Annotated in this window: 22 protein-coding genes; 15 read left to right on the forward strand and 7 right to left on the reverse strand. The window is 67.0% G+C overall.

Annotated features, from left to right (window positions below; translation table 11 throughout):
* Nucleotides 1-21: 21 nt before the first annotated feature.
* A complete protein-coding gene (polA, locus tag NMQ16_RS07250; RefSeq protein WP_257079866.1) occupies nucleotides 22-2,745 on the reverse strand; it encodes a DNA polymerase I in 2,724 nt (907 codons plus the stop codon).
* A gap of 53 nt (nucleotides 2,746-2,798) precedes the next feature.
* Between polA and NMQ16_RS07255 the strand changes: the two genes are divergently transcribed.
* From NMQ16_RS07255 to NMQ16_RS07315, 13 genes are all read left to right on the forward strand, one after another.
* Nucleotides 2,799-3,527 (forward strand): TIGR00730 family Rossman fold protein, encoded by a 729-nt coding sequence (locus NMQ16_RS07255; protein ID WP_257079867.1) that lies wholly within the window; start codon nucleotides 2,799-2,801, stop codon nucleotides 3,525-3,527.
* A gap of 112 nt (nucleotides 3,528-3,639) precedes the next feature.
* Complete coding sequence (locus NMQ16_RS07260; protein ID WP_257079868.1) at nucleotides 3,640-3,999, forward strand: DUF2782 domain-containing protein; 360 nt, start codon at nucleotides 3,640-3,642, stop codon at nucleotides 3,997-3,999.
* A gap of 44 nt (nucleotides 4,000-4,043) precedes the next feature.
* Nucleotides 4,044-5,000 carry a homoserine kinase gene (locus NMQ16_RS07265; RefSeq protein WP_257079869.1) on the forward strand — a complete coding sequence of 319 codons (957 nt, stop codon included), beginning with the start codon at nucleotides 4,044-4,046 and terminating at the stop codon, nucleotides 4,998-5,000.
* The gene (locus tag NMQ16_RS07270; protein ID WP_257079870.1) at nucleotides 4,991-5,833 is read left to right on the forward strand and encodes a BPSS1780 family membrane protein; all 843 of its coding nucleotides are present in this window, start codon (nucleotides 4,991-4,993) and stop codon (nucleotides 5,831-5,833) included. The genes NMQ16_RS07265 and NMQ16_RS07270 overlap by 10 nt, the downstream gene beginning before the upstream one ends.
* Nucleotides 5,834-5,861: 28 nt before the next feature.
* Nucleotides 5,862-6,500 carry a nicotinate-nucleotide adenylyltransferase gene (nadD, locus tag NMQ16_RS07275; protein WP_257079871.1) on the forward strand — a complete coding sequence of 213 codons (639 nt, stop codon included), beginning with the start codon at nucleotides 5,862-5,864 and terminating at the stop codon, nucleotides 6,498-6,500.
* Between the two features lie 8 nt (nucleotides 6,501-6,508).
* Entirely contained in the window at nucleotides 6,509-6,904 is a 396-nt protein-coding gene (rsfS, locus tag NMQ16_RS07280) for a ribosome silencing factor (RefSeq protein WP_257079872.1), read from the forward strand.
* Between the two features lie 29 nt (nucleotides 6,905-6,933).
* Complete coding sequence (rlmH, locus tag NMQ16_RS07285) at nucleotides 6,934-7,371, forward strand: 23S rRNA (pseudouridine(1915)-N(3))-methyltransferase RlmH (protein ID WP_373566764.1); 438 nt, start codon at nucleotides 6,934-6,936, stop codon at nucleotides 7,369-7,371.
* Between the two features lie 94 nt (nucleotides 7,372-7,465).
* A complete protein-coding gene (locus tag NMQ16_RS07290; protein WP_257079874.1) occupies nucleotides 7,466-8,092 on the forward strand; it encodes a nucleoside triphosphate pyrophosphatase in 627 nt (208 codons plus the stop codon).
* 64 nt (nucleotides 8,093-8,156) lie between these two features.
* On the forward strand, nucleotides 8,157-9,611 hold the full coding sequence (gene rng, locus NMQ16_RS07295; protein WP_257079875.1) for a ribonuclease G: 1,455 nt from the start codon (nucleotides 8,157-8,159) through the stop codon (nucleotides 9,609-9,611).
* Between the two features lie 140 nt (nucleotides 9,612-9,751).
* Nucleotides 9,752-10,138: a DUF1232 domain-containing protein gene (locus NMQ16_RS07300; RefSeq protein ID WP_257079876.1), complete on the forward strand. Its 387-nt coding sequence runs from the start codon at nucleotides 9,752-9,754 to the stop codon at nucleotides 10,136-10,138.
* 191 nt (nucleotides 10,139-10,329) lie between these two features.
* Nucleotides 10,330-11,202 (forward strand): DUF3365 domain-containing protein, encoded by an 873-nt coding sequence (locus tag NMQ16_RS07305; protein ID WP_257079877.1) that lies wholly within the window; start codon nucleotides 10,330-10,332, stop codon nucleotides 11,200-11,202.
* Nucleotides 11,203-11,204: 2 nt separating this feature from the next.
* The gene (locus tag NMQ16_RS07310; RefSeq protein WP_257079878.1) at nucleotides 11,205-13,337 is read left to right on the forward strand and encodes a protein kinase; all 2,133 of its coding nucleotides are present in this window, start codon (nucleotides 11,205-11,207) and stop codon (nucleotides 13,335-13,337) included.
* 2 nt (nucleotides 13,338-13,339) lie between these two features.
* A complete protein-coding gene (locus tag NMQ16_RS07315; RefSeq protein ID WP_257079879.1) occupies nucleotides 13,340-13,726 on the forward strand; it encodes a hypothetical protein in 387 nt (128 codons plus the stop codon).
* A gap of 16 nt (nucleotides 13,727-13,742) precedes the next feature.
* On the opposite strand, the gene NMQ16_RS07320 is transcribed toward NMQ16_RS07315, so the two are convergent.
* The 6 genes from NMQ16_RS07320 to NMQ16_RS07345 are packed head-to-tail and all read right to left on the reverse strand — an operon-like array spanning nucleotide 13,743 to nucleotide 20,964.
* On the reverse strand, nucleotides 13,743-15,086 hold the full coding sequence (locus NMQ16_RS07320; protein ID WP_257079880.1) for a TolC family outer membrane protein: 1,344 nt from the start codon (nucleotides 15,084-15,086) through the stop codon (nucleotides 13,743-13,745).
* Nucleotides 15,087-15,090: 4 nt separating this feature from the next.
* Nucleotides 15,091-15,414, reverse strand: a complete 324-nt coding sequence (locus NMQ16_RS07325) for a rhodanese-like domain-containing protein (protein WP_257079881.1) — start codon at nucleotides 15,412-15,414, stop codon at nucleotides 15,091-15,093.
* 10 nt (nucleotides 15,415-15,424) lie between these two features.
* Complete coding sequence (locus tag NMQ16_RS07330) at nucleotides 15,425-16,078, reverse strand: protein-L-isoaspartate O-methyltransferase (protein WP_257079889.1); 654 nt, start codon at nucleotides 16,076-16,078, stop codon at nucleotides 15,425-15,427.
* 17 nt (nucleotides 16,079-16,095) lie between these two features.
* On the reverse strand, nucleotides 16,096-19,224 hold the full coding sequence (locus NMQ16_RS07335) for an efflux RND transporter permease subunit (protein ID WP_257079882.1): 3,129 nt from the start codon (nucleotides 19,222-19,224) through the stop codon (nucleotides 16,096-16,098).
* Nucleotides 19,221-20,261, reverse strand: coding sequence for an efflux RND transporter periplasmic adaptor subunit (locus NMQ16_RS07340; protein ID WP_257079883.1), 1,041 nt, complete (start codon nucleotides 20,259-20,261; stop codon nucleotides 19,221-19,223). The genes NMQ16_RS07335 and NMQ16_RS07340 overlap by 4 nt, the downstream gene beginning before the upstream one ends.
* Complete coding sequence (locus NMQ16_RS07345) at nucleotides 20,254-20,964, reverse strand: TetR/AcrR family transcriptional regulator (protein ID WP_257079884.1); 711 nt, start codon at nucleotides 20,962-20,964, stop codon at nucleotides 20,254-20,256. Before NMQ16_RS07345 ends, NMQ16_RS07340 begins: the two co-directional genes overlap by 8 nt.
* A 175-nt stretch (nucleotides 20,965-21,139) precedes the next feature.
* Between NMQ16_RS07345 and gcvT the strand changes: the two genes are divergently transcribed.
* Together gcvT and gcvP are read left to right on the forward strand one after the other, a co-directional pair.
* Nucleotides 21,140-22,462 (forward strand): glycine cleavage system aminomethyltransferase GcvT, encoded by a 1,323-nt coding sequence (gcvT, locus tag NMQ16_RS07350; protein WP_257079885.1) that lies wholly within the window; start codon nucleotides 21,140-21,142, stop codon nucleotides 22,460-22,462.
* Nucleotides 22,463-22,577: 115 nt separating this feature from the next.
* Nucleotides 22,578-25,493, forward strand: a complete 2,916-nt coding sequence (gene gcvP, locus NMQ16_RS07355; RefSeq protein WP_257079886.1) for an aminomethyl-transferring glycine dehydrogenase — start codon at nucleotides 22,578-22,580, stop codon at nucleotides 25,491-25,493.
* Nucleotides 25,494-25,726 lie beyond the last annotated feature (233 nt).

Raw genomic sequence — 25,726 nt, forward strand, 5'->3', positions numbered from 1 at the left:
GCTGCCGCCAGGCGGCTCCCTTCAGTGCGCCTCGTCCCAGTTCAGGCCGACGCCGGCTTCGACCTTCAGCGGCACCGACAGCTGGGCCACGCCTTCCATCAGCGCAGGCACGCGCTCCCTCACGAGGTCGATTTCGGCGTCGGGCACTTCGAGTACCAGTTCGTCATGCACCTGCAGCACCAGCCGCGTGCCGAGCTGGTCGCGGTCGAGCCAGCCTGATACGGCTATCATCGCCAGCTTGATCAGGTCGGCGGCCGTGCCCTGCATCGGCGCGTTGATCGCGGCGCGTTCGGCGCCCTGGCGGCGGGCGACCTGGGCGGCGCGGATTTCCGGCAGCTGCAGCCGGCGCCCGAACACGGTTTCGACCCAGCCCTGTTCCCTCGCCAGCGCACGGGTTTCGTCCATGTAGCGCGCGACACCGGGGTAGCGCGCGAAATAGCGGTCGATCCAGCCCGCCGCGGCGGCGCGCTCGATGCCCAGGTTCTTCGCCAGCCCGTGCGCGCTCATGCCGTAGATCAGGCCGAAATTGATCACCTTGGCGTAGCGGCGTTGTTCGCTGCTCACCTCGCCCGGCGGCACGCCGAACACCTCGGATGCAGTCGCGCGGTGCACGTCCTCGCCGTCAGCGAAGGCCTGCAGCAGGCGCGCGTCCTGCGACAGGTGGGCCATGATGCGCAGTTCGATCTGCGAATAGTCGGCACTCACCAGCCGGTGACCCGGTGGCGCGATGAAGGCGGAGCGGATGCGCCGGCCTTCCGCGGTGCGCACCGGTATGTTCTGCAGATTGGGGTCGACCGACGACAGCCGCCCGGTCACCGCTACCGCCTGACTGAAGCTGGTATGCACGCGGCCGGTGTCGGCGCGCACCATGCGCGGCAGCTTGTCGGTGTAGGTGCCCTTGAGTTTTGCGAGGCTGCGGTATTCGAGGATGAGCGCCGGCAGCGGGTAGTCCAGCGCCAGTTGAGACAGCACTTCTTCGTCGGTCGAGGGCGTGCCGCTCGGCGTCTTCTTGATCACCGGCAGCTTTTCGCGCTCGAACAGGATTTCCGCCAGCTGCTTCGGCGAATTGATGTTGAACGGCTGCTTCGCTGCCGCGTGGGCGCGCGCTTCCAGGTCGATCATCTTCTGACCCAGCTCGTTGCTCTGCGCGGCCAGCGAGCCGATGTCGAGCAGTACGCCGGTGCGCTCCATGTCGAACAGGATCTGCGACACCGGCAGTTCGATGTCTCTATATATATAAGCAAGCTTGCTGTCGGACTGGATGCGCGGCGCCAGCACCTGATGCACGCGCAGCGTCACGTCGGCGTCTTCGGCCGCGTAATCGGTGGCGCGGTCGATCGCGACCTGATCGAAGCCGATGCGCGACGCGCCCTTGCCGGTCACTTCGTCATAGCTGATCACCTTCAGGCCGAGATGACGCGTGACCAGCGCATCCAGGCTGTGGCTGCGGTCGGCGTCCAGCACATAGCTCTCCAGCAGCGTGTCATCGACCACGCCGGCCAGCCGGATGCTGTGGTTGGCGAACACGTGGCGGTCGTACTTGAGGTTCTGCCCGAGCTTGCCGTGCGCCGCCGATTCCAGCCAGGGCTTGAGCTTCGCCAGCGCCTCGTCGCGCGGCAACTGCGCCGGCGCGTCCGGGTAGCAGTGCGCCAGCGGCAGATAGGCGGCCACGCCTGCTTCCAGCGCGAAGCTCATGCCGACCAGTTGCGCCTCCATCGGCTCCAGGCTGGTGGTTTCGGTGTCCAGCGACACCACGGCGGCGCCATCCAGCAGCGCCAGCCAGCGCTCGAGCGCCGGCCAGTCGAGCAGGGTTTCGTACTGCGCGCGGTGGCTGCCTTCTGGTTCGGTCGAAGGCGTGGCGTCGGCGGCCGGCGCGGGCGCGTTGATGGTCTTCTTCGGGCCTTTGGCGAGTTCTTCCAGCAGGCCGCGGAAGCCATAGCGTTCGTAGATCGGGCGCAGCGCGTCGGCGTTTTCGCCATCCGAGGTCAGCGCTTCGAGCGGCTGCGGCAGTTCGACATCGCACTTCACCGTCAGAAGCTGGCGCGCCAGCGGCAGGAAGCCGAGGTGGGCGCGCAGGTTTTCGCCCACCTTGCCGCTGATTTCCTCGGCACGCGCGACGATTTCGTCGAGCGAACCATACTGCTGCAGCCACTTCACGGCGGTCTTCGGGCCGCACTTGTCGACGCCGGGCACGTTGTCCACGCTGTCGCCGATCAGCGCGAGGTAGTCGACGATGCCGGCCGGCGTCACGCCGAACTTGGCCAGCACGCCGGCTTCGTCCAGTTTCTCCTCGCTCATCGTATTCACCAGCGTCACGTGCCGGTTCACCAGCTGTGCGAGGTCCTTGTCGCCGGTGGAAATGACGCAGTCGATGCCGCGCGCGGTGGCCTGTGCCGACAAGGTGCCGATCACGTCGTCGGCTTCCACGCCGTCGATCATCAACAGCGGCCAGCCGAGTGCACGCACCGCGTCGTGGATGGGTGCGATCTGTGCCGCGAGGTCTTCCGGCATCGGCGGACGGTGACTTTTGTAGTCGGGATACCAGTCGTCGCGGAAGGTCGGGCCCTTGGCGTCGAACACACAGGCGCGGTAGTCCGCCTTGTAGTCGCTTGCCAGCCGCCTTAGCATGTTGATGACACCGCGCAGTGCGCCGGTCGGCTCGCCCTGGGCGTTGCGCAGGTCGGGCATGGCGTGGAAGGCGCGGTACAGGTAGGACGAACCATCGACAAGCAGCAGCGTGGGCATGGCGGATTCCGTGATTGCTCAGCGCGCCATTATCAACCCCGGACCCCCTCCCCATGAGCGCGAAAGACAAACTTCCCGGCATGATCGACCCCGGTGACGCGGCACGCGCCAGCAGTGCACGCGAGGCCTGGCGCATCTTCGGCATCATGGCCGAATTCGTCGAGGCGACCGAAAGGCTGCAGGCCATCCGCCCGGCGGTCAGCGTTTTCGGCAGTGCGCGTACGCCGCGCGAGCATCCCTATTACGACCTGACCGAGCGCATCGCGCGCCAGCTGTCCGACGCCGGCTTTTCGGTCATTTCCGGTGGCGGGCCGGGCATCATGGAGGCGGCCAACAAGGGTGCCTTCCACGGCAAATCGCCCAGTGTCGGGCTGAACATCCAGTTGCCGATGGAACAGAGCGCCAATGTCTATCAGGACATTTCGCATTCCTTCGAGCATTTCTTCGCCCGCAAGTACATGTTTGTGCGCTTCGCCGCAGCCTATGTCGTGATGCCGGGCGGTTTCGGCACGCTGGACGAGCTGATGGAGGCGCTGACGCTTATCCAGACGCACAAGAGCCGCAGTATTCCGATCATCCTGGTGCATACGCCGTTCTGGCAGGGGCTGATCGACTGGTTCCGCAGCACGCTGGTCACCGAAGGCATGATTTCCGCGTCCGACATCGATCTGGTGCAACTGATCGACGATCCGGCCCAGGTGGTCGAAGCGATCTTCCGTCATTACGAGAACCGCAGCTTCCTGCCGTTGCCTGAGGAGCACGAAGCCATGCTGAATCTTTAGATTCAAGGTGCAGGATTCAAGTTTCAAGGTGCAAGGAAAACACAGTGCGCCCGTTGCATCACCGGGAAGCGCGGGGGGCTCTGTTAAACTGCCGGATCACAAAGGATTTTCGATGCGACCGCTTCTTTCTGCCGCGCTGATCGCCGCCTCGCTGGCGCTTGCTGTCCCGTCGGTGTTCGCCCAGGCCGGCCGACCGGCCGATCTGCAGCCCATTCCGGAACCGCCGCCGCCGCCGCTGCCGCTCGAGGGCGGCGACGTGACGACCGAGCCGCAGGTGACCATCATCCAGAAGGCCGACGAGCGGGTCGAGGAATACCGGATGAACGGCAAGCTCTACATGATCAAGGTGACGCCGTCGCACGGCGTGCCCTACTACCTGATGGACGAGAACGGCGGTGGCGTGATGACACGCTACGACGATCTCGATCAGGGTCTGCGCGTCCCGAAATGGGTCATCTTCTCGTTCGACTGACCTGCACGCGCCGCCGTCGCGTGCCCAACTTCCGAAACTGATACGTGTCTGTCTTCACCACCGTCACCGCAGACGAGATGCGCGACTGGCTGAAGAATTACTCCATCGGCCATCTGCTGTCGCTGGAGGGAATTCCGGCCGGCATCGAGAACACCAATTACTTCGTCGACACCTCGCACGGTCGCTACGTGCTCACGCTGTTCGAAAAGCTCACGCGCGCCGAACTGCCGTTCTACGTGCACCTGATGGCGCACCTGTCGCGCCATGGCATTCCGTGTCCGGCGCCGATCGCAGACCGGGACAACGAGTATCTCGGCACGCTCAACGGCAAGCCGGCGATGCTCGCCACCCGACTGGCCGGCAAATCGCAGATGGCACCGCAAGCGCCGCACTGCGCGGCGGTCGGCGGCATGCTGGCGACGATGCATGTGGCCGGCCAGAGCTACGGGCGGCGCTTCGCCAATCCGCGCGGCTACGACTGGTGGCGTGCTGCCGCGCCGCAACTGCTGGGTTATCTCGACGCCGATGACCGCGCGCTGCTCGAATCCGAGATGGCCTTTCAGGTCGCGGCACGCGAGGGCGGCGTCTGCGCCGGATTGCCGGCCGGCGTGGTGCATGCCGACCTGTTTCGTGACAATTGCCTGATGGACGGCGAGCGCATCGGCGGCATCATAGATTTCTACTTCGCCGGCGATGACTTTCTGTTGTTCGATCTCGCGGTGACGATGAATGACTGGTGCTCCGACGACGCCGGCGAACTGGTGGCCGACCGCGCCCAAGCGATGCTTGCAGCGTACCGCGACGAGCGTCCGCTGACGGACGCCGAACACAGCGCGTGGCCGCTGATGCTGCGCGCCGCGGCGCTGCGCTTCTGGCTGTCGCGCCTTTATGACTTCCACCTGCCGCGTGATGGAGAGATGGTGCACAAGCACGACCCGAAGCGCTTCCGCGACATCCTGCGCGCCCGCATCCGTGCCGGCGACGCCCTGCCATGGCGGTGAATCTGCAGGCGCGCGCGCTGCCGGCGCTGGCCGGCTGGTCGTGGATCAGTGGCGGCTTCGCGCTGTTCCGCCGCAATCCGCCACTGATGACCGCGCTCACCATGGGCTATCTGCTGGTGATGGTGTTCCTGAACATCGTGCCGCTGATCGGCCCGGTGCTGGTGGCCGTCTGCCTGCCGGTCATGTCGGTCATCGTGTTCAATGGTGCCCGCCTGCTCGACAAGCAGCTCGATGTATCGACCGAGGTACTCAAGACGGGTGTGGCGGAGAACATGCGTCCGCTGGTCCAGCTCGGCTTCGTGCATCTGGCCGGCTCGCTGGTCGTGGTGCTGATTCATACGCTGCTGTTCGCGGCGCCCGATGTGCCGCTGGCGGAAGCCGACGAAGAGGCCTTCACGCGAACGTTGATGCAACTTCTGCCGCTGGTGCTGCCGCTGATCCTGATCATGTGGTTTCCGCCCTACCTGATCGCGACCCAGGGCATCAAGCTCGGCAAGGCGCTGTTTTTCGGCGCGGTGGCGGTGCTGCGCAACGCCGGCGCCTTCATCGTGTATTTCGCCGGTGCGGCGGTGCTCGGCGTCGGTCTGCCCGTTCTGGTGATCCAGCTGATCGGCAACGACGAAGGCATCGCCAGCCTGTTGCGCATCGGCGTGCGCATGACGCTGCTGTTCGTGCTGGTGCCGACGCTGGCAGCCAGCCTGTATGTGAGCTTCCAGCAGGTGTTCGCGCAACTGCCCGAACCGGAGCCTGAGCCCGAAGCCGGGTCCGATTCCGAGCCCGACTCCCTATCCGGGCCGGATTCCGGACCGCGCAAAGACGCCGCCGATGAGTGAGCAGCGGCCGGCCGGTGCAGGCTCCGGCATGCCTCTGGGTATTTTCGGTGGCTCGTTCGACCCGGTACATCTGGGCCATCTTCGGCTGGCCGAAGAAGCGCTCGAAACACTGCAGCTCGAGCGCGTGCGCTGGATTCCGGCCGGTCAGCCGTGGCACCGCGACGCGTTGCGCACCGATGCAACCCACCGGCTCGCCATGGTGCGACTGGCCACCGCGTCCAACCCCGCGTTCGAAGTCGATGCAAGCGAAGCGGAAGCGGGCGCACCGGGTTACACGGTCGACACGCTGCAGGCGCTGCGCGTCCAGCTCGGCGTGCAGCAACCGCTGGTGCTCATCCTCGGCGCCGACGCATTCAGTCGGCTGCACACCTGGCAGCGCTGGAAATCGCTGTTCGAACTGGCGCACATCGGTCTGGCGACGCGTGCCGGTCAGGCAGTCGATCCTGCCGCGCTCGACGGCGCGCTGGCGACCGAACTGTCCGCCCGCCTTGAGCACGATCCGGCGGTGCTGCGCACGGCGCCGGCCGGCGCCATCTTACCGTTCGACATGACGGCACTGGCCATTTCGGCCACCGATCTGCGGGCCCGACTGGCGCGCGGCGCCAGCTGCCGCTATCTTGCCCCGACAGGCGTGCTCGATTACATCCGCCATCATCGGCTTTACTGAGAGAATTCATGGAAATCAATGCATTGCAGGCGCTGGTGGTCGATGCGCTGGAAGACATCAAGGGCAAGGACATCGAAGTGATCGATACGTCCAACTTCAATGCCCTGTTCGACCGGCTGGTCATCGCCAGCGGCGACTCGAACCGGCAGACGCGCGCGCTCGCGCGTCACGTGCAGGAAAAGGCCCGGGAAGCCGGCGCGCAGGTGATCAGCGTCGAAGGCGAAGAAACCGGCGAGTGGGTGCTGGTCGATCTGGGCGATCTGGTGGTGCACGTCATGCAGCCGGCGGTGCGCGCCTATTACAACCTCGAAGAACTGTGGTCGGGCTCGGCCAAGCCGTCCGACCGCTCGGCCGCGGCCGCGCGCAGCCCCGGCGTACGCGGCCGCGGACCGGACGCGCGTTGAAGCTGCGGGTGATCTGTGTCGGACACCGCATGCCCGACTGGGTCGATGCCGGCGTCGAGGAGTTTGCCCGCCGCATGCCGCGCGAGTCGCCACTCGTATTCACCGAGATCAAGGCCGAGCCGAGAACCCAGGGCAAGCCGGTCGAGGCCCTCCTCGACGCCGAGCGCCTGCGCATCGAACAGGCGATCCCGCCGCGCGCCCGCATCGTCGCCCTCGACGAGCGTGGCGACGACCTGACCACCGTGGCGCTGGCCGAGCGGCTGCGCCGCTGGCGTGACGGAGGTGACGATATCGCGCTGCTGATCGGCGGCCCGGACGGCCTCGCCCCTGCGCTCAAGGCGCGTGCCCACGAGCTGATTCGACTGTCCAGCCTCACCCTGCCGCACGCACTCGCCCGCCTGTTGCTCGCCGAAGCGTTGTATCGTGCAGCCAGCCTCGAATCCAACCATCCCTATCACAGAGAATGAAGCGCCCCACGCTCACGATGTTGCTGCCATCACAGGGCTGCGCGCGCCCTTGTGCCGGCCCGGCGGGCGGTGCGACGTTAACCTGAGCAACTGAATGAGTCTTTCGACCACCGTACCGCCCGCGCTTTACCTGGCATCGCGCAGCCCGCGCCGGCGTGAATTGCTGACCCAGATCGGCGCACCCTTCCTCGTACTGCCCTTTCGTGGCCTGCCGCGCGAAGACATCGACGTGCTGGAAGATGTGCGCGACGGCGAAGACGCCGAAAGCTACGTCGTGCGTGTGGCGCGCGCCAAGGCCCTTGGCGGCGAGCAGCGCCTGTCCTGGCGGCGTCTGTCTTCCGGGCTCGTGCTGTCGGCCGACACCACGGTCGAAGTCGATGGCGAAATACTGGGCAAGCCGGCCGACGCGGCCGACGCGACGCGCATGCTCGGACTGCTGTCCGGCCGCAGTCACCGCGTACTGACCGCGATCGCGGTCAGCGACGGGCGCAGGCTCGAACACGTGCTCTCGATCTCTATCGTGCGATTTTCTGCGCTCGATACGCGCGACATCGAGCGTTATGTCGCTTCCGGCGAACCGATGGACAAGGCCGGTGCCTATGGCATTCAGGGCCGTGCCGGTGCGTTCGTCGAACACATCGATGGCTCCTACACCGGTATCGTCGGCCTGCCGCTGAACGAAACCTGGCAGCTGCTGCGCCGCTTCGGGCTCAGTTTCTGACTGAGTACCAGACTGATTTTTCGAGCGAGATTCCGCCATCCCACCCTTCACGGTCCGCGCAGTCATGAACGATCAATTCCTCATCAACTTCACGCCGCAGGAAACGCGGGTGGCGCTGCTGCAGCAAGGTGCCGTGCAGGAGTTGCACATCGAGCGCAGCAGCGCGCGCGGCATCGTCGGCAACATCTATCTCGGCCGCGTGGTGCGCGTGCTGCCCGGCATGCAGTCCGCCTTCATCGATGTCGGGCTCGAACGCACCGCCTTCCTGCATGTGGCCGACATCTGGGAAGCGCGCCAGAACGGTGACGCGCCGAAACCGATCGAGCGCCTGCTGACCGAAGGTCAGAGCGTGCTGGTGCAGGCGCTGAAAGACCCGATCGGCACCAAGGGCGCGCGCATGTCGACCCAGATCAGCATCGCCGGCCGGCTGCTCGTTCACCTGCCGCAGGACCGCCACATCGGCATTTCGCAGCGCATCGAGGTGACCGAAGAACGCGAGGCGCTGCGCACGCGCATCCAGGCCCTGCTGCCGCAGGAAGATCCGGGTGGCTACATCGTGCGCACCATGGCCGAATGCGCTTGTGACGAAGAGCTGTCGGCTGACATCGCCTACCTGCGCAAGATCTGGCAGGAAATCCGCAACCGCGCCAAGACGGCCAAGCCGCCTTCGCTGGTGTTCGAAGACCTGACGCTGGGCCAGCGCGTGCTGCGCGATCTGGTGTGCGCCGACACGCAGAGCATCCAGGTCGACTCGCGCGAGAATTACGTCAAGCTGCGCGCCTTCGCCGAGGAATACATGCCGCAGCTGACCAAGCTGCTGGAGCACTACACCGGCGAGCGGCCGCTGTTCGAACTGCACAGCGTCGAAGAGGAAATCGAAAAGGCGCTGGCGCGCCGCGTGGATCTGAAGTCGGGCGGCTACCTGATCTTCGACCAGACCGAAGCGATGACCACCATCGACGTGAATACCGGCGGCTTCGTCGGTTCGCGCAACTTCGACGAAACCATCTTCAAGACCAATCTCGAAGCGGCCCATCAGATCGCGCGCCACCTGCGGCTGCGCAACCTGGGCGGCATCATCCTGATCGATTTCATCGACATGGAGAACGACGAGCACCGCACCCAGGTGCTGGCCGAACTGAACAAGGCGTTGTCGCGCGACCACACCAAGATTTCGGTCAGCGGCTTCACGTCGCTCGGCCTGGTCGAAATGACGCGCAAGCGCACCCGCGAATCGATCGCCCACGTGCTCTGCGAAGCCTGTCCGACCTGCGGCGGTCGCGGCGAGGTCAAGACCGCGCAGACCATGAGTTTCGACATCCTGCGCGAACTGCTGCGCGAAGCGCGCCAGTTCAGCGCCCGCGAATTCCGCATCCTCGCCCATCCCAAGGTGGTCGATCTCTTCCTGGAAGAAGAGTCGCAGGCGCTGGCCATGCTGTCCGACTTCATCGGCAAGCCGATCTCGCTGCACGCCGAATCGAGCTATTCGCAGGAGCAGTTCGACATCGTGCTGCTGTAGGGGCCCCGGGCGTCTCCGGCCGCTTCATCGCCCCATGCGTGACAGACGGTCACCGATTCCACCTTGCAATGGCTGACGGAGGGGCGCGTTTTGTGGTTTGATCGTGCTCGGGCTAAAAACACTGACAGAACTTGGCTGCCATGGGACTCAAGGACCGCATCCGCGCGATTAAGCTCGAACTGATGGCGCTTGCGATTGCAGCGCAGGACACGCGCACGCCGCGGCGCGCGAAAATAATCCTGCTTTTCCTGCTCGCCTACGCGGCCAGCCCGATCGATCTGATTCCCGACTTCATCCCGGTGCTCGGTCTGCTCGACGAGGTCATCCTGCTGCCGATCGGCGTCTGGATCGTGGTCGGCATGATTCCGCAGGACGTAATGGAGGCGGCGCGGGCGCGGGCGCGCGAAGGCAAGCTGCCGGCGAACTGGATCGCCGGCGTGATCGTGCTGCTGCTTTGGGCAGCCAGCATCGCGGCCATCGTGTGGTGGTGGATGAATCATCAGGGCGCAGGTCAAGCCGGCAGTTGAGCGGCTGTTGACCGGCGCTGCCGGCCTTCTGTTTTCTGCTGTGGCCCATCGGCGGGCGACGGCCTTACCCATCGAGTGTCAATCTTTTACAATCCGGCGTCGCCATGTCCGCAGGTCGAATGCGGGTGGGTGATGCGCGTGCCGGGAACGCGCTGCGAATCACCCACACCTGACCGAAGGGCCTTGCGAAGATGGGACTCAGACTCAAGTTCAACCTGGTGCTGATCGGCGTGTTCGCGGTCGGTCTGGCGGCCTGCGCAGCGTTGTCGCACCAGTTGCTGCACGACAATGCGCGCGCCGAGGTCGAGCGCAATGCGCGGCTGATGATGGAAACCGCACTGGCCATTCGCGCCTACACGGTCAGCCAGATCAAGCCGCACCTCGATCCACTGCTGTCCGAAAAGTTTCTGCCGCAGACCGTGCCGGCCTATGCCGCGACCGAAACGATAAACGAACTGCGCAAGAACCACCCAGAGTACGCCTACAAGGAAGCGACGCTGAACCCGACCAATCCGCGCGACCGCGCGTCGGACTGGGAAACGGACATCGTCACCAGCTTCCGCAATGCCGAGGACACGAAGGAGCTGACCGGCGTGCGCGAAACGCCGACCGGCCGCCACATGTACATCGCGCGGCCGATCCGCATCAGCAACCCGGCCTGTCTGGCCTGCCACAACACGGCGGCCACGGCACCGCCGACGATGGTGAAGGTGTATGGCGAGGCGAATGGCTTCGGCTGGAAGATGAATGAAATCATCGGGGCGCAGGTGGTGTCGGTGCCGATGACGCTGCCGGTGACCAATGCCGACCGTGCTTTCAACACCTTCATGCTGTCGCTGCTCGGCGTGTTCGTGTTCGTCATGGTGGTGCTCAACCTGATGCTCGAATGGCTGATCATCCGCCCGGTGGCGCGGCTGTCGGCCGCGGCTGACCAGATCAGCACCGGCGACTTTTCGGTGCCCGAGTTCCGCGATTCCGGCAAGGACGAAGTGTCGGTGCTCGGTGCGTCCTTCAACCGCATGCGGCGCAGCCTTGAAACGGCGATGCGCATGATAGACAGCTGACCGTGACGAACGGTCTGCAGCCGCCGTCGGGTAACGGGGACGATGAGCCGTTCACCGAAGACAGCGTGAATGCCGAGGTGCTGGCGGGCAGCGGCTTCCTGCCGACTGCCAACGCCAGCCCGGGCGCGCTGCCGGCCGGCTGGGCGCTGAACGAATACCGCATCGAATCGCTGCTCGGCGGCGGCGGCTTCGGTCTGACCTATCTGGCGCATGACACGCTGCTCGACTGCAAGGTTGCCATCAAGGAGTTCCTGCCGACCGACATCGCGATCCGCGGCGACGGCCAGCGCGTAATGCCGCGCAGCGGTCCGGCGGTCGAAATGTTCGAGCAGGGGCTGCGCCGCTTTCTCGACGAATCGCGCGCGCTGGCCAATTTCCGTCACCCGCACATCGTGCGCGTCAGCCGCTTCTTCGAGGGGAATGGCAGCGCCTACATGGTGATGGACTACGAGCGGGGCCGGCCTTTGAACCAGTGGGTGCGCGAGCGTAGCGCGCGCATCGACCGCGCCACGCTGCTCGCCATCGTACGGCCGCTGCTCGAAGGTCTGCAGGTGATCCACGACGGCGGCTTCCTGCATCGCGACATCAAGCCGCCCAACATATGCATCCGCGACGACGGTACGCCGGTGCTGCTCGATTTCGGTGCCGCCCGCCGCTATCACGACACCGAACACACGCTGACCGCCATCGTCACGCCCGGCTTCGCGCCGTTCGAGCAGTACCACTCGCACGGCAATCAGGGGCCGTGGACCGACATCTATTCGCTGTCGGCCGTCATGTACTGGCTGGTCACCGGCCAGCGGCCGATCGAATCGGCCGCGCGCATCCAGAACGACCCGCTGATTCCCGCGTCGCGGCTGGCCGACGCATCCGTATTCGGCGCTTCGCTGCTGCGCGCCATCGACTGGGGACTGGAGCCGCACGATTCCAAGCGACCGCGCAGCATCGCCGACTTCCGCCGGGTATTCACCGCAGCCCCGGCAACCGCCCGTGGCCCGCTGGCGGCGGGCGCGGCGTCGGCACCGGTCGCCGCGCCGGTACGCGCGATCGGCGCGTCGGAAGAACGGCGCACCATCGTGTGCAGCGTGCTGTATGCGCAGATCGGCGACAGCCAGCGGCTGGACACGGCGCAGCGGCTGGCCTGCAAGTCCGAACTCGACGACGCGCTGGCGCGTGCCGCGCGCTCGGTCGACGCCGACAGCCGGCTCATCCTCGACACGCCGGATGGCACCGCACTGTGCCTGCTGGGCCAGCCGGAAGACGCCTGCGTCGTCGCCCAGCATCTGCGCAAGCTCGACTTCGCCGATGACGGAGGCCCGACCGGCCAGGGTCTGAAGCAGGGCATCAATCTGGGTCCGGTGCGCGTGTCGCGCTCGGGCAGCGGTGCGCTCGACCTGCACGGAGACGGTCTGGAAGCCGCGCGCGCGCTGGCCAGTCTGGCGCATGCCGGTCAGGTGCTCGTGTCGCGCGCTTACTACGAAACCGTGTCGGCGCTGGGCAGCGGCGCACCGGAGGGCCTGCACATCACCGGCCAGCGGGTAGAAATCGCCTCGCGCAGCCAGGAGGTGTTCGAACTCGACAGCCGCAGTGGCATCACGCGGCGCACTGACGTCGCGCAACCGGTGCTGGCGCCGGACGCGCTGACGCCGCTGCTCGAATCGCTGCTGGCACGCCACATCGGGCCGATGGCACGCGTGCTGGTGACGCGCATCGCGCCGCAGGCAACGTCGGCGCCGCAGCTGATCGAACAGCTGGCGGCGCACATTCCGAACGATGCGCAGCGTGCCGGCTTCCTGATCGAGGCGAAGCGCCATGTCGTGCAGACCGGTGCGACGACGTCGCGCTCATCGCAGTCGATGTCCGGTGCCGCGGCCTCCGGCGCGATATCGACGTCGCGCAGCAGCCTGCCGCCGACCGGTACGTCGAGCCGCTACGTATCGTCGGCGCCGCGGCCGCTCGATGACGCGGTGATCGCCGACATCGAGCGCCGGCTGGCGCGGCTGATCGGTCCGGTGGCGCGCATCCTGGTCGGCCGCGCGCTCAAGCGCACCGGCACCGAACAGGCGCTGCTGGAAGAGCTGGCGCGCGACATTCCCGATCCGGTGCAGCGCGCAGCGTTCGTCGCGGGTAAATAGCGGTGGCGAAACTTTCACGCTGTCCGCACTGCGGACAGGACACGATTGCGCGTCTGGTCAAGCTGATGGCGCGCGCCAGGGCGCCGGCAATCTGTCCGGCCTGCGGCGGACGTTCATGCACCGGCATCACGCCGTTGTCGCTGCTGTCCTTTTTCGTGCTGATTCTGGTGTGCGGCACGCTGCTGCGTGCGGCCGGCCGTCTGGGCAACCGGTGGACGCTGCTGGGCGTACTGGCGCTGTTCATCGGCGGCTTTCTGTACATCAGCTTCCACACCGGACTGGTGAAGCTGGAGCGCTACCCGATGCAGCGGAACATCGCCATCGCAGTGGTCGCGCTGCTGGCGATCGGCTTTTCGTGGTGGTGGTTCAGCCGCGGCACCGCAAGCTGAAGGCAGCGGGCGCGCGCTACTCGAGCAAGGCATTCACCACGGCGATTTCCTCTTCGCCGAGCTGGCCGGCAGCGGCTTTCAGCCTGAGCTGCGCAATCATGGTGTCGTACTGCGCCTTCGCCATGTCGCGCCGCGTGGCGAACAATTGCTGCTGCGCGTTGAGCACATCGATATTGATGCGCACGCCGACCTCGTACCCCAGCTTGTTCGAATCGAGTGCAGATTGCGACGACACCTGCGCGGCGCGCAGGGCCGCCGTCTGCGCGATGCCGTTGGCCACGCCCAGATAGGCCTGGCGTGCCTGAAGCGCGGCGTTGCGCCGCGCCAGATCGACCTCGGCGCTTGCCCGGTCGAGCAGGTAGGCCGCTTCGCGCACGCGCGATTCCTGCCCGAAACCCTGGAAGATCGGCACCGATACCTGCACGCCGACGGTGGCGGTTTCGGTCTGGTTCGATATCGGGTTGCCGGCGAAGGTGACCACGTTCTTGTTCTGGCCGTAAGTGGCCACGAGATCGACGCTCGGATAGTGGCCGGCACGCTGGCGCTCGATTTCGCGCGCCGCGATTTCCTGATTCGCCAGCTGGGTCAGCACTGCCAGTCCGTCGGTCTGCGCGCGTTCCACCCAGTCGTCCATGCGCGCCGGTTCCGGCATCGCGAAAGCGACGTCGCGCCGCATGCGGCGCAGCTCGGCCGGTGCGCCGCCGGTGATCAGCGACAGCGCGTGGCGCTTCACTTCGATGTCGCTCGCCGCCGCGATGCCCTGTGCGTTCGCCAGATCGAAGCGCGACTGCGCTTCATGCACGTCGGTGATGGTGACGGTGCCCACTTCGAAGCTCTTGCGCGCCAGCGCGAGCTGCTGCGACGCGGCGTCCTTCTGGGCCTCGATCGATGCCAGCACGTCGTGTGCGTACAGCAGGTCGAAGTAGGCCTGGGCGGCGCGCAGCAGCACGTCCTGGCGCGCCTGCGCCAGTTGCGCCTCGGCCGCCGCGACCTGCAGCTTGCCCTGTTCGAACTGCACCCAGTTGGCCCAGCGGAACAGCGGCTGCGTCAGCTGGAAGTTGAAGTTGTGCGAGTTGTGCTGCGAGGCGGCATTGACCGGCTGCTTCACGGTCACGTCATTCCATTGCGTGGTGCCGCTTACGGTCAGGCTGGGCAGCAGGCCGGCGCGCGCCTGCGGCAGCTTTTCCGAGGTCGCCAGGCTTTGCGCACGGGCCGACTGGTACTGCGCATCGTTGGCCAGCGCGGCGCGCGCCACCGCGACCAGATCATCGGCGGCATGCACCGCTGGATTGAATGCGAAACACGTCGACAGCGCAGCCGACAGCAGGGCATACATCGACCGACGCAGCAGCAGGGTCATTGCATCAGTACCGCGCCATCGACGGATCGACCTGCAGTGCCCAGGCGTCGACCCCGCCGGCCAGGTTGTACACCTCGCCGAAGCCATTGCGCTCGAGAAAGATCGCCACCTGCATCGACCGTCCGCCGTGGTGGCAGATGCACACCAGCGGCCGCGCCGGATCGAGCGCGTCGAGGCGCGTCGGGATGGTGCCCATCGGAATGTGCTGGCTGCCTTCGACCCGGCAGATCGCCCACTCGTGCGCCTCGCGCACATCGAGCAACTGCGGCTTCTCGCCCTGCGGTTCTGCCAGCCACGCCGCCAGCTCGGCCACCGTCATCTGCTTCATCGACGGTGTCTCAGAACACGAAACGCTGGGCGCCGCGCGCATTGCGCAACGTCGGCAACAGCGTTTCGAAGAGAATTTCCTGCGTCTGGCTGCCGTCGGCGTTCAGCGTCACCAGCGTGGCGTTCATCAGAGGTGCTTCGCCGATGAAGGCGATCAGCCGGCCGCCCGGGCGCAGTTGCGCGACCAGTTCCTGCGGCAGCACCGGCAGGCCGCCGGACACCAGGATCACGTCGTACGGCGCATGCACCGGCCAGCCCTGCGCGGCATCGCCGACCTCGACGCGCACGTTCAGCGCACCGGAGGCGATCAGGTTTTCGCGCGCGCGCTCGGCCAGCGCCGGTTCGATTTCGACGGTCGTCACCTGGCTGGCGCGTGCGCCGAGCAGTGCCGCCATGTAGCCGGAGCCGGTGCCGATCTCGAGCGCCGTATCGGTGCTGCGCACGTGCAATTCCTGCAGCACGCGGGCTTCGATCTTGGGTTCCAGCATTTCCGCGCCGTGGCCGAGCGGAATCGGCGTATCGACGAAGGCCAGGTCGCGCAACGCGGCCGGCACGAAGTTTTCACGTCGGACGACGAACAGCAGGTCAAGAATGTCCTGATCCAGCACGTCCCACGGCCGGATCTGCTGTTCCACCATATTGAAGCGAGCCTGCTCGATATCCATTGTTTCCATCCCCTCGGTCAAGCCGTGATTGTAGCCTGCTGCGCTGCGTCAGCGACCCGGCGCAGCAGTACGCTGCGCCGCATGCACGCGATGTACAGCGCCGGCATCACGAACAGCGTGAGCACCGTGGCCACGCCCAGTCCCCACACGATGGCGCCGGCCACCGGTCCCCACAGCATCGAATAGCCGCCGATGCCGGCGGCCAGAGAAAACAGGCCGCCGACCGTCGTGCTGGTCGTGATGATGATGGGCACGACGCGCCGGCGCGCGGCGTAGATCGCCGCGTGCATCACGCTCATGCCGGCCTTGAGCCGCTCATTGGCGGCGTCGATCAGCACGATGGCCGAATTGACGACGATGCCGGTCAGCGCGATCACGCCGTACAGTGTGTAGAGCGACAGCGGCGACCCGCTGACCAGCAGGCCGACCGCCACGCCGGTGAACGCCAGCGGCACGGTGGCCAGAATCATCATCGGCTGCCAGTAGCTGCGGAACTGCGCGGCGAGGATCAGGTAGATCAGTCCGACGCCGAGCAGGAACAGCACCTTCATCGCATCCAGGCTTTCCTGCACGTCTTCCAGTTCGCCGGAAAAGTCGAGATCGGTGCGCGGGAAGCGGGTGCGCTGGGCTTCCCACGCGAGGCGCACCGACTCGGCGACCCCGATCGAATTGAGCTTTTCCGTGTCGAGGTTGGCTTCCAGCGTGATGGTGCGGCGCAGGTTGTAATGCTTGATGACGCCCGGCCCCCGCGTCGATTCGCTGCCGACCAGCGCACGCAGCGTGGTGGCGCCACCATTGGGCAGTGCGATCGGGGCATCGAGCACGCGCATGACATCATCGTCGGTCACGCCGGCGGCCGCCACGCGCACCTCCAGCTTGGCGCCCTGATCGCGGGTGATGGCGACGATTTCGCCCTCGACCTGCAGGCGCACCGCGCGCGCCACCTGCGACGCGCTCAGTCCGGCGTCGCGCAGCGCGTCGCGATCCAGTCTCAGTGCCAGTTGCGGGCGGCCCGGCGTGTCGTCGTCGGTGATGTCGCGCGTGCCGTCCATCGATTCGAGGATGCGCCGCACCTCGGCGGTCGCCGCACGCAGTTCGGCCAGATCATCGCCGCGCACGCGGATCTTGACCGGCTTCTGCACCGGCGGCCCGCCCGACAGCTGGGTGAAGCTGACCGTGCCGGGGCCGGGTAGCGCGGTGACGGCGGCCCGCATGCCTTCGACCATGTCGCCCACTTCGCGTCCGTCCCCGGCACGCGGCAGCAGCGCGACCACCACCTGACCGTAGGAATCGCCGAACAGGGCTTCGGCATCGGTGAACTTGGCGCCGGCGATCGACGCGATGCGGCGCGCCTCGCCGTCCTGCATCTGCCGGCGCACTTCGGTTTCGAGCTGCTCGACCCGCGCCAGCGTGGCGCCGATCGGGCTTCCGGCCGGCATGTCGACATTGACGTAGAAGATGCGCATCGGGTCGAACGCGAAGAACTGCACCCGGATCAGGCCGGTCGCGGCCGCACCGATGGCGCCGGCGATCAGCGACGCAACGATCAGGCACAGCACGATCCAGTGGCGCACCGCCCAGGCCAGCGCCTGCGCGTAGCGGTGGCGCAGCACGCGCGTGAAGGCGATGCGCGCGCGCTGTTCGCGGCCGGGCGTCCGTGCCACCGGACCGAGCGACAGCACGTGCGCCGGCAGCATCCAGAACGCTTCGATCAGGCTGATCGCAAGCGCCAGAGTCACGACGAACGGAATGACGAACATGAAGTCGCCGACGATGCCGGGCAACAGCATCAGCGGCAGGAAGGCGGCCATCGTCGTGGCGACCGAGGCGACGACCGGCGTCCACACCTCGCGCACGCCGTCGGCGACCGCCTCGATCGGCGAGGCGCCGCGCTGCAGCCGGTAGTAGATCGCTTCGACCACCACCACGGCATCGTCCACCAGCATGCCGAGCGCGATCACCACGCCCAGCAGCACCGAAATGTTCAGCGTGTCGCCGGTGGCGGACAGTACGGCGAAGGTGCCGGCGAGCGAGAACGGTACGCCGAGCCCGACCAGCAGCGCGATGCGCGTACCGAGAAAGACCCAGCACAGTCCGATGACGCACATCAGGCCGAACAGCGCATTCCATTCCATGATGGAAATGGCTTCGCGCGTCGGTACCGTCTGGTCGTCCATCAGTTCGAGCTTCAGGCCCTGCTGCGCCAGCACCGCGTTCTTGCGTTCGACGTAGTCGCTGATGCGCTCGACCATGGCCAGCGTATTCACGCCTGCCTTCTTGCTGACCGAAAACAGCACGCTGGCCTGTCCGCCGGACGACACCATCTGGGTCGGCCGGGCACGCGCCCGCACCACGCCCGCCACTTCGTCGAGCTTCACCATTGCGCCACCACGGGCCGACGCGGCGACGCCGACATCGGCCAGCCACGCCGGATCGGCGTCCTGACCGACCACGCGTACCAGCCATTCCTGCTCGCCGGCGCGCTGCCGGCCGGCAAACACGTCGCGGAACCAGCCGGCCACGCCATCGGCGATGTCGGTCGGCAGCAGGCCGCGCGCCTGCGCCGCCTGCGCCGAGTATTCGATGCGCAGTTCCGGGTCGTGCAGGCCGAGCGCGAACACGCGGTCGACGCCGCGCATGCGTTCCAGATCGGTGCGCAGTTCGCGCCCGATGGCGCGCAGCACCTCGTCATCCGCCTGACCGGTCAGCAGCACCTGGGCGGTCGGGAAACCGTTCGAACTGGTCACCTCGATGATCTGCGGTTCCTTCGCCTCGACCGGCAGTTCGGCCCGCGCCTTGTTCTGTATTTCGCGCCGCAGGTCATTGATGCGCTTGTCGAACACCGCCGGCTCGATGTCGTCGAAACGCACCAGAATGCCGGCGAGTCCGTCGCGCGCCGCCGACGAAATGAAGCGGATGTCGGACACGTTCTTGATCGCATCCTCAAGCGGCTGCAGCACCCGCTTCTCGACGTCTTCCGGCGACGCGCCGGGCAGGGCGGCGGTGATCTGCACCCAGTTGAAATTGATTTCCGGGTCCTGCTCGCGCGGCAGCCCGAGGTAGCTGATCAGGCCGAGCAGCAGCACCACGACGAAGGTGATGTTGGCCAGCGGATGATTGCTGATGAAACGCGCGTAGGCGTTCATGGCATTTTCTGTCCGTCGCGCAGGCTGTTGCGGCCGTCGGTTGCGATGCGCGCATTGGCGGGCAGGGTGCTTGCCGCGGGACGGCCTTCCTGCGCCCCCGGCAGTTCAACGAAGCGGGCGACGCCGTCGCGCAGCACGAATACGCCGAGCAGGCTGCCGCCGCCGCTGCCGTCGCGCCGGGTCACCAGTTCGGCCGGCACATGCGGCACCGGATCGGTCCAGGCGAGACGGCCTTCGGCCCCCGCCGGCGCACGCGCACCGGTGAAGGCGGCGCGCACCTCATGCGTGCGGCTGGCGTCGTCGATGGCCGGCGACACGCGGGCGATGCGCACCGCGCTGCGTCCGGCCGGCGATACGAACTCGACCGACTTTGCGGCGCGCAGCGACGCCAGGTCGCGCGGCGCCACGCGGGCGCTCACCTCGACCCGCGTCGCATCTTCGAGCGTCATCAGCACCATGCCGGCACCGGCCAGCGAACCGGCCGACGCTTCGCGCGTGCGCACGATGGCGTCGTAAGGCGCGCGCAGCACGCACTTGTCCAGATTGCGCTGTGCCAGATCGACCGCATTGGCCGCCACCGACACGTCGGCGCGCACCACTTCGACTTCGGTCTCGCGCTGGGTCAGCGCCTCGGGCGACACGAAGTTCTGTGCCTGCAGCGCGCGCGTGCGGCGCAATTGCGCGTCGGCCTGCGCCAGACGCGCCTCGGCCGCCCTCAGTTGCGCCTGCGCACGCTCCAGCGCGAGCTGGTAGTCACGCGTGTCGAGCCGCACCAGCACCTGTCCCTTGTTCACCCGCTCGCCCGGGTCGGCATGCGTCGACGCCACGCGGGCGCTCACTTCGGCCGCGAGCTGGGTGCGATTCAGCGCCACCGCCTGCGCCGGCGCGTCGCGTCCGGGGTAGGTCGCGACCTCGGAAAAGGGCTTGAAGGCGACCGTGGGCGAGGGCGCAGCCGCGGTCTGCGCATGGCTGCCGCAGGCGGCAAAGCCGAGGCAGAACGCGGCGGCGCGTGCAGCCTGCCGGTGTAAGTCAGTCATGTTCGAGCGCCCGGATGACGAATTCGATGGAAGCGGCGATGTCGGTCGATTCCGCCTGCGCGGCCGCCGACGGGTCATCGGCGGGCGCAGCGTGATCGACACAGCCGAAGGAATGTTTCATCAGCACGCGCAGCAGCAGCGGTGCCATGACGGCCTGCACCGTGCAGGGGTCGCCGGCGACGCGGAATTCGCCGCGCGCATGGCCGTAATCGATGGCGCGCCCGATCAGCGCGCAGCCGCGCGCCATCACTTCGCGGTGGTAGAGCTCGGCGATGTCCGGGAAGTTGCGTGCTTCGGCCACCATCAGCTTGGGCAGCCCGCCCAGCCGCGTGGCGCCGATCAGTCGCCACCAGCCCCACAGCAGCTCGCGCATCAGATCGGCGCCGCTGCCGCAGTGGCTGTCCACCAAGGCTTCGCCGCCGGCCAGCGCCGGCACCAGTCCCTGACGCACGACGGCGGCGAACAGTGCGGCCTTGGAATCGAAATACAGATAGAGCGTGCCTTTCGATACACCGGCGGCGAGCGCCACGTCTTCGAGGCGGGTCGCCGCATAACCCTTTTCGACGAACAGGTCGAGCGCACACGCCACCAGGGTGGCCGGGTCGACCAGTGCCGGGCGGCCGCGCCGGACCAGCGGGTGCGCGTCGGCAGCGTGCACATCGGTGGCTTGCGGAACGGGAAGCAGGGGCGAGTGCTCTGACATGGGGTGACGCGCTTTTAATGACTGAATGTTCAGTTAATAACCGGGTCGCGTCAATATGGGCCGGCATGCGTTGCCTGCCGGCCGAGCGTGGCATCATCGCGCCCTCGCTGGCCTACCCGGTCGGCAGACCCGCGGACCGGTCACCCTCCGGCCCGTCACCGAGGAGATTCTGACGATGGCAATCCCGGATCAGGCCGCACTGCAGCGCACGCCTTTCCACGATCTTCACCTCGCCGCCGGCGCCAAGATGGTGCCGTTCGCCGGCTGGTCGATGCCGATCCAGTACGCGCCGGGCATCCTCCAGGAACATCTGCACACGCGCAGCCAGGCCGGGCTGTTCGACGTGTCGCACATGGGGCAGATCGACGTCACCGGCAGTGGCGCCTGCGCCTGGCTGGAATCGCTGACCACCGCCGATCTGGCCGGGTTGGCGCCCGGCCGGCAGACCTATTCGCTGCTGCCCAACACGGCCGGCGGCCTCATCGACGACCTGATGATCCAGCGGCTGGGCGACGGCTTTCACGTGGTGTGCAACGCTTCGCGCTGCGCCGACGTGCTGGCCTGGCTCGCGGCACACCCGCCGGGCGCCGGTTGCAGTTACGCCCTGCGCGAAGACCTTGCGCTGCTCGCGCTGCAGGGCCCGCTGGCCGAAAGTGTGCTGCAGCCGCTGGTCGACGTGGCCGGCATGCGCTTTCTGGATGTGCGCACCGCGTCGTCCGGCGAACTGCCGCTGCGCATCAGCCGCAGCGGCTACACCGGCGAGGACGGCTTCGAAATTTCATTGCCCGCTGCGTCGGCCGCCGCGTTTGCGCAGCGCCTGCTCGACCACGAAAGCGTGCGCTGGATCGGACTGGGGGCGCGCGACACGCTGCGCCTGGAAGCCGGCATGTGCCTGTACGGCAATGACATTGACGACACGACGACGCCGGTATCGGCCGCCATCGGCTGGGCGGTGGGCGCCGCGCGCCGCGCCGGTGGCGCGCGCGCGGGCGGCTTTCCCGGCGCGGCCGTCGTGCTCGGCGAATTCCAGGAACCGCCGGCACGCGTGCGCGTCGGACTGTTGCCTGACGGCCGCGCGCCGCAGCGCGCCGGCACGAAGCTGCTCGGCGCCGACGGCCGCGAAGTCGGCGTCATCACCAGCGGCAACCACAGTCCGACGCTGGGTCGGCCGGTTGCCATGGGCTATCTCGACCGGGCGGTGAAACTGTCCGGCGAAGCGCTGCACATCGATTCGCGCGGACAGTCGGCGTCCGTTTCCCTCNCTGACGGCCGCGCGCCGCAGCGCGCCGGCACGAAGCTGCTCGGCGCCGACGGCCGCGAAGTCGGCGTCATCACCAGCGGCAACCACAGTCCGACGCTGGGTCGGCCGGTTGCCATGGGCTATCTCGACCGGGCGGTGAAACTGTCCGGCGAAGCGCTGCACATCGATTCGCGCGGACAGTCGGCGTCCGTTTCCCTCACCTCCATGCCCTTCGTACCCACCCGCTACCAACGCTGAACCGCCACGCTGCACCATATTGCCCACTCGACTCCGGTCACCGCCCTTCACGGGGGCGGCGACCGGTACCTTCAGACAGGGACTGCCAAAAGCGGCCCGGAAAGGACTGTTGAACATGACCAAACGCCCCACCCTCGAAGCGCTGGAAGACCGCGGAGACTTCATCCGCCGCCACATCGGCCCCGACGAACGCGACCTCGCCGTCATGCTGGCGGCACTCGATGTCGCCAGTCTGGACGAACTGATCGCCCGGACCATTCCGGACGACATCCTGTCGGACACGCCGCTGAACCTGCCGCCGCCGCGCTCCGAGCGCGTCGTCGATGACGCGCTGCGTCGCATGTTCGCGCGCAACGAACTGCACACCAGCCTGATCGGCATGGGCTACCACGACACCATCACGCCCAATGTCATCAAGCGCAACGTGCTCGAGAACCCGGGCTGGTACACCGCCTACACGCCCTACCAGGCCGAGATTTCGCAGGGCCGGCTGGAGGCGCTGCTGAACTTCCAGCAGATGGTGATCGACCTGACCGGTCTGCCGGTCGCCAATGCGTCGCTGCTCGACGAGGCGACCGCGGCGGCCGAGGCGATGACGATGGCGCATCGCATTTCGAAGGTGAAGTCGCCGCGCTTCATCGTCGATGCCGACACCCACCCGCAGACGCTGGCCGTGGTGCGCACACGCGCCGAGCCGCTGGGCATAGAAGTCGTCGTGTGCGATCCGTGGGCCGGCGTCGAGGGCGACTACTTCGGCGTGCTGGCGAGCTACCCGGGTTCGAGCGGCCGGCTGCGCGATCCGGAACCGGTGATCGCGGCAGCCCGCGCGGCCGGCGCGCTGTCGGCCATCGCGGCCGACCCGCTGGCACTGGTGCTGCTGAAGGAGCCGGGCGCGATGGGTGCCGCAGGGATGGGCGCGGACATCGTGCTCGGCAGCGCGCAGCGCTTCGGCGTGCCGATGGGGTACGGCGGCCCGCATGCCGCCTTCTTCGCCTGCCGCGACGAACACAAGCGGCAGATGCCCGGCCGCATCATCGGCGTATCGACCGACGCCCTCGGCAAGCCGGCGCTGCGCATGGCGCTGCAGACGCGCGAACAGCACATCCGGCGCGAGAAGGCGAACAGCAACATCTGCACCGCACAGGTGCTGCTGGCGGTGATCGCTGCGTTCTACGCTGTGTATCACGGCCCGAAAGGCCTGCGCACGATCGCCGACCGGGTGCACCGCATGGCGACGATCTTTGCGCTCGGCCTGCGCGAACTCGGTTTCGACGTCGTGCATGACTGCTTCTTCGACACGGTGCAGGTGCGCGTGCCGGGTGTCGCGCGCCGCATCTCGGCGCGCGCCCGCGCCGCCGGTTTCAATCTGCACGTGATCGATGCCGACCACCTGTCGGCCACCTTCGACGAAACTTCGCGTCGCAGCGAGCTGAAGAACCTGCTGGCGGTGTTCGCGACGCGCGCCGATGCGCTGCTCGACTTGGCGCAGCTCGATGCGCGCGTGATCGACTGCATTCCGTCGGCATTGCAGCGCGACAGCGCCATCCTGAGCCACCCGGTGTTCAACCGCTATCACTCCGAAACGGAAATGATGCGTTACCTGCGCCGGCTGGCCACGCGCGACATCGCGCTCGACCGGGCGATGATTCCGCTCGGCTCGTGCACGATGAAGCTCAATTCGACCACCGAAATGACGCCGGTCACCTACCGGCTGTTCGCCGCACTGCATCCCTTCGTGCCGCTGGAACAGGCGCAGGGCTATCAGCAACTGTTCGAGGAACTGGAAGAGCGGCTGTGTGAAATCACCGGCTTCGCCGCGATGTCGTTCCAGCCGAACGCCGGTTCGCAGGGCGAATACGCCGGCCTGCTGGTGATCCGGAAATATCACCGCACGCGCGGCGACCTGCATCGCAACGTGTGCCTGATCCCGGCGTCGGCGCACGGCACCAATCCGGCCAGCGCGGTGCTGGCCGGCATGGAAGTCGTCGTCGTCGCCTGCGATGCGCTGGGCAATATCGACGCCGCCGACCTGAAGGCAAAGGCTGAACAGCATGCCGACCGGCTGGCCGCGCTGATGATGACCTACCCGTCCACGCACGGGGTGTTCGAAGAGGGCGTGCGCGACATCTGCGCGCTCATCCACACACACGGTGGTCAGGTCTACATGGATGGCGCCAACATGAACGCCATGGTCGGGCTGGTGCGTCCGGGCGACATCGGTTTCGACGTGTGTCACCTGAACCTGCACAAGACCTTCTGCATTCCGCACGGCGGCGGCGGGCCCGGCATGGGGCCGATCGGCGTGGCGCCGCACCTCGCGCCCTTCCTGCCCGACCATCCGGTGGTGCAGGGTGTGAATCCGGTGGCCGGGGCGGACGGCACCATCGGAACGGTATCGGCCGCACCGTGGGGCTCGGCCAGCATCCTGCCCATCGTGTGGGCCTACATCGCGCTGATGGGGGCGGCTGGCTTGCGCCGCGCCACCCAGGTCGCCATCCTGAACGCCAACTACATCGCGCACCGGCTGGCGCCGCATTACCCCATCCTTTACAGCGGCAAGCATGGCCGCGTGGCACATGAATGCATCATCGACCTGCGCGCCATCAAGGACGCCTGCGGCATCACGGTGGAGGACGTCGCCAAGCGGCTGATGGATTACGGCTTTCACGCGCCGACCGTGTCCTTCCCGGTGCCCGGCACGATGATGATCGAGCCGACCGAGAGCGAGAACCGCGCCGAGATCGACCGCTTCTGCGACGCGATGATCCACATCCGCGCCGAAATCGCCGACATCGAAGCCGGCCGTGCCGACCGCGAAGACAACCTGCTCAAGCACGCGCCGCACACTCACGAGCTGCTGATCGCCGACCAGTGGAACCGCCCCTACGGCCGCCGCGAAGCCTTCTTCCCGCACCCATCGATCGACCGCGACAAGTACTGGCCGCCGGTCGCGCGCGTCGACAACGTCGCCGGCGACCGCAACCTCGTCTGCACCTGCCCGCCGATGTCGGAGTACGAGGCGGCAAGCTGAGCGGCAGCGGGTGCCGCCCTGCGGGAGTGGCCCCCGGGGAGCGGCCCTGTGGGAGCGGCGATCCACTGCTGGCCCTACATGGCCAGCCGGCTCTGCGGGCGGCGAGCTGTGCTCGCCGAAACCCCCGCTCCGCCCTAATGCCGTTCAGTTAGCACTGTCAGATAAATTTTTTTACGCAAGTTGTTGTAAACACGGAAGATGGCTGTTAACGTCTGGCTCGATGCTTTCAAGCC

Source organism: Methyloversatilis sp. XJ19-49 (assembly GCF_024580145.1).
In the GTDB taxonomy this organism is placed as follows: Bacteria; Pseudomonadota; Gammaproteobacteria; order Burkholderiales; family Rhodocyclaceae; genus Methyloversatilis.